This is a genomic window from Mannheimia haemolytica, assembly GCF_004342115.1.
GTDB classification, from domain to species: Bacteria; Pseudomonadota; Gammaproteobacteria; order Enterobacterales; family Pasteurellaceae; genus Mannheimia; species Mannheimia haemolytica.
The window spans coordinates 1-3,754 of sequence record NZ_SMAC01000060.1 but is presented as its reverse complement, the minus strand read 5'-3'; the positions used below and the strand labels follow the sequence as shown (position 1 = coordinate 3,754).

General features: G+C 39.2%; 1 pseudogene. It reads right to left on the bottom strand.

Annotated elements, in window-relative coordinates:
- Positions 1-66: 66 nt before the first annotated feature.
- A pseudogene (locus EDC41_RS13315) lies at positions 67-3,651 on the bottom strand (hypothetical protein); the annotation flags it as partial.
- Between the last annotated feature and the right edge of the window lie 103 nt (positions 3,652-3,754).

The following is a 3,754-nucleotide window of genomic DNA, read 5'->3' as shown; positions in this document are numbered from 1 at the left end:
TTTGGGTGGAAAAGAATTTAAGCTCAAATTAATCTGACAGACACGGTAATTTAAAACGGGGGACTGTCAGATTAGGTTTGATCTTCTACAAATAATGTTACCGTCTTTGTTGTTTAGATCAACTGTTGCTCCTGGTTTAACGTTGCCTTTGTCTTTACCATTTGCTGTTAAGTTCCAACCTGCGTTAGCAACTTCTTGCACTTGATATAACTGGCTACCGTTTACCGCATCTTTGCTGGTTGCAGAAATTTCACCGTCTTGAACGTTAGTGATTTTCTTATCGCCTGCATTGATACCGGCTTTAGTTACACTTGGGCCATCTTTGATAGTTAAACCATCATTATTTACCGTAGTATCACCAATAGTCACAGAACCATCTTTCGTTAAATCAATGTCTTTCGCTAATTTAACCGTTAAAGTACCGTTGTTATTTACTACACCGATATTATTAGCATCTGAGAGCTTAGTTGCATCTTTCTCACCACCGGTAATACTTAACGTTTCGTTTAGTTTCTTAGTAATGACTTTACCATCATCACCAACGAATTTTAAGCCATCGTTTAAGGTTGCTACTTCTTCTTTAACAGGGTTGCCGTCTTTGTCTTTGGTTTCATAAACGATACGAGTCTTCGTTTCGCCATCTTTACCATCAACACCCGGTTTACCTTGCTCGAAAGTCATAGTGCCATTCGAACCATCTTTACCGTTGATACCGATTGTGCCATCTTTACCCGGACCACCGATAGTTAAATCGTTATTTAATGCAAAGGTTACATTGTTGTCAGTCGTTTCTTTAGTAATGATGATATTACCGTCTTCATTATTAAATGAAACTTTACCTTTAGGACCAACATTGGTGCTGTTATTGCCATTTGCTGCAATATCCCAACCAGAGTTCGCTACATCATAAACCTGTTTTAACTGGTCTTCTGTTGCTGCTTGACCACTAGTAAAGTTATTTGGATCAAATGTCTTATTGGTTAAGCCACCGATTGTACCTTTATTACCGTCAACAGTAATCGAATTATCGCCACCTACTGTTAAGCTATCACCGGTTAATGCCGAATCACCTACACCAACAACATTCGTGTCAATATAAGTATCACCGATTGTTACCGAACCTTCGTCTGTTAAGTCAATGTTTCTTGCTAATTTCACCATTAACTTACCATCTTTATTCACAACGCCGATATTATCATCAGATAAATCCTCTAAATCGGTATCGCCGCCTGAAATTTGTAAGGTTTCATTTAGCTTCTTATTGATAACTTTACCGTCATCACCTACGAATCTTAAGCCATCGTTCAGTGTTGCAACTTCCTCAGTTGTACCGTCTGGTTTCTCATAAACGATACGGGTTTTGCTTTCGCCATCTTTACCGTCGTTACCGTCAAGGCCTTTAGCACCGTCTTTTACAGAGATAGTTGCACTTGCACCATCTTTACCGTCTTGACCTTTAGGACCAGTTAATCCGATTGAGCCGTCTTTTCCGTTTAAGGTCACACCAGCTGTACCATCGGCACCTTTAACACCAACCTTACCATCAACACCATCTTTACCGTCTTTACCCGGACCACCAATGGTTAAATTGTTGTTTAAGGCAAAGTCGATCGCATTATTACTTACGGTAGTGATGATGTTTTTATCTTTAGAAGTGTAATTTACGGTTTCCCCTAATTTCACATTATCTTCTTTAGCACCATCTTCCAGTTCAGAATTATCCGCAGTAATGTTAAAGCCTTTGTTGATTAAGCTATCCGTTGCATTACGTACATCTTTAATGTTCGCTGCATTAGTACCTACTTTTTCTAGCTGCTCATCTGTTAAATCATTCACAGATTCAACAGCTTTACCATCTTTACCAGGCTGACCATTAATACCATCAATACCGCTCTTCACGTTAACAATTTGGTTACCACCATTATTTAGACCGTCTTTGGTTAACGATACTACATTACCGTCTTTACCATCTTTTCCGTCTTTCGGTGTTACCGTTAAACCATTGTTGTTTACAACTGTTTTCGGTGCATCTGCATTTATAGAACCGTCTTCTTTGTATTCAACAAAGTTTGCTGTAGCAAGATCTTTTAAGTCACGGTTTAACTGAATTTCAAGCTGATCTTTCTCATTAGCAACAACATTGATATTACCTGCTGCTGATTTAAATGCTTCAGAAGTTGCCTTATCAACACCTTCACCCACAATTTTAACTACTGTGTTTAGCTTGTGACGGTTTAGTAACTCATTATTACCTGTAAAGATTAAGCCATCGTTTAAGGTTGCAACAGTTTCAGGATCTCCTTGTGGGTTACCGTCTTTATCAGTCGGTTGGTAAACGATACGTGTTGTGCCATTTTGACCCGGTAAGCCGTTTTCACCATCTTCACCATTAACACCTTGAGCACCATCCGCTGATTTAAATGTTAAGCCGTCTTTACCGTCTTTTCCACCTACATTGAGGTTATTCGCTAAGTCGAAGTCGATCTTGTTATCGTGTACCGTTGTAACGATGTTACCGCTTTCACTACGATACTCTACTGTTTGACCAAGCTCTACAGTATCTTCTTTTGCATCATCTGCAAGTTTAGAATTATCAGCAGTGATCTTGAAGCCCGTTTTCACTAGATCATCAGTAGCATTACGTACATCATTGATATTCGCTGCATTTGTGCCAACTTCTTTAAGCTGCTCTTCTGTTAAATCATTTACAGATTTAACTGGTTGACCATCTTGACCGTTAACACCATCGATACCGCTCTTCACGTTAACAATTTGGTTGTTACCGTTATCTAAACCTTTATCTGTTAATGATACTGGTTTAGCATCTGCGCCATTTTCACTATTAGCTGGTGTAATAGTGATACCTTTATTAGTAAGCTCTGTTGATGGTTTAGTATTATCAACAACCTCTTTACCATCATCACCTTGTTTGTACTCAACAAATTTCGCATTTGTTAAATCTTTAAGCTCACGGTTAAGTTGAATTTCAAGCTTATCTGTACCATCAGCTTTAACATTGATGTTACCTGCTGCTGATTTAAATACAGCTGATGCTGCTTTATCAACACCTTCACCCACAACATTAACTACTGTGTTTAGCTTATGACGATTTAACGTATCTGCATTGTTACCAGTAAAGATCAAGCCATCATTTAAGTTAGCAACTTGCTCTTCTTTATCGCCATTTTTGTAAACGATACGAGTTTCGCCGTTATCACCTGGTAAGCCATCTTTACCAGTGCCATCAACACCTTGTTTGCCATCTTTAACAGCAATATTTGTGCTTGCACCTGGCTGACCATCAGCACCTTTCGGGCCTGTTAAGCCGATAGAGCCATCTTTGCCGTTTAATACAACAGACGCACCGTCTTTACCATTTACGCCAACTTTACCGTCAATACCATCGGCACCATTACGACCTACAACAACTGATGCTTCGCCTGGTACGCCGTCTTTACTGTCATCACCTTTAATTGAAACACCATCTTTGCCGTCTTGGCCTTTAACGCCGATTGTACCGGCTTCACCTGGCTGACCATCTTTACCGTCTTTACCAACAGATAACGTAGAATTTAAGCTAAATTGGATTTCATTATCTTTAACTGTTGTCACAATATTGCTGTCTGGATCGGTAAATTTAACTGTTTGACCTAACTAACATTAGGGGCTGTCCTAGATAACGACTAAAAACTCCATTTAGGTTAAGATACCCAAATGAGAAAAAGTCGTCTAAGTCAGTACAAACAAAACAAAC